The following is a 1,033-nucleotide window of genomic DNA, read 5'->3' on the forward strand; positions in this document are numbered from 1 at the left end:
CAGCATGATTATCGGCAAGTATGTACCGGGTACTTCACTTGTGCACCGGCTTGACCCCAGAACAAAACTGATCACGATCTTTTTATTTGTCTGCATCGTATTCTTAGCCAATAATGTTCAGACATACGCGTTGCTTGGTTTATTTACAGTTGGCGTCGTTTCTTTAACAAGAGTTCCATTCTCTTTTTTAATGAAAGGGCTGAAGCCAATCATCTGGATTGTCCTTTTTACGTTCCTTCTTCACATCCTTATGACACATGAAGGATGGGTTATCTTTCAAATAGGTTTTTTCAAAGTCTATGAGGGCGGTCTGGTTCAGGGGATATTCATTTCTCTTAGATTCGTCTATTTGATTTTAATCACAACCTTATTAACGCTTACGACCACACCGATTGAGATTACCGATGGAATGGAGCAGCTGCTGAACCCATTGAAAAAATTAAAGCTTCCTGTTCATGAGCTGGCTCTTATGATGTCAATTTCTTTACGGTTTATTCCGACACTGATGGAGGAGACAGATAAGATCATGAAGGCTCAGATGGCGCGAGGCGTTGATTTTACAAGCGGGCCTGTCAAAGAAAGAGTGAAGGCTATTGTCCCGCTTCTTGTCCCGCTCTTCGTCAGCGCATTTAAACGCGCCGAAGAGCTTGCGGTGGCAATGGAAGCAAGAGGCTATCAAGGCGGAGAAGGACGTACGAAATATAGAAAGCTTGTATGGACAGGAAAAGACACTTCTGTCATTGTCAGCTTAATTGTATTAGCTGCTTTGTTATTTTTCTTAAGGGCTTAGAGGTGCTGTATGAGACTGAAATGCACGATTTCTTATGACGGACATTTGTTTAACGGTTATCAGGTTCAGCCGGGCAAAAGAACGGTTCAGGATGAACTGGAGAAGGCTTTGGCTGTCCTGCATAAGTCAAAAGACAGAATTCCAGTAGTTTCGTCTGGAAGAACAGACAGCGGGGTTCATGCAGCCGGACAGGTGATTCATTTTGACACTCCGCTGTCTATCCCGGCTGAGAGATGGCCATAT

At 43.7% G+C, this 1,033-nt stretch carries 1 protein-coding gene and 1 pseudogene; both read left to right on the forward strand.

The genetic code is table 11. From position 1 onward, the window contains the following. Window positions 1-790: energy-coupling factor transporter transmembrane component T family protein (locus ACWHAR_RS23240; protein ID WP_452087969.1), on the forward strand; the 790-nt coding region annotated here is incomplete at its 5' end. A gap of 9 nt (window positions 791-799) precedes the next feature. Further along, a pseudogene (locus tag ACWHAR_RS23245) lies at window positions 800-1,033 on the forward strand (tRNA pseudouridine(38-40) synthase TruA); the annotation flags it as partial.

The organism is Bacillus sp. LR--39, assembly GCF_053613335.1.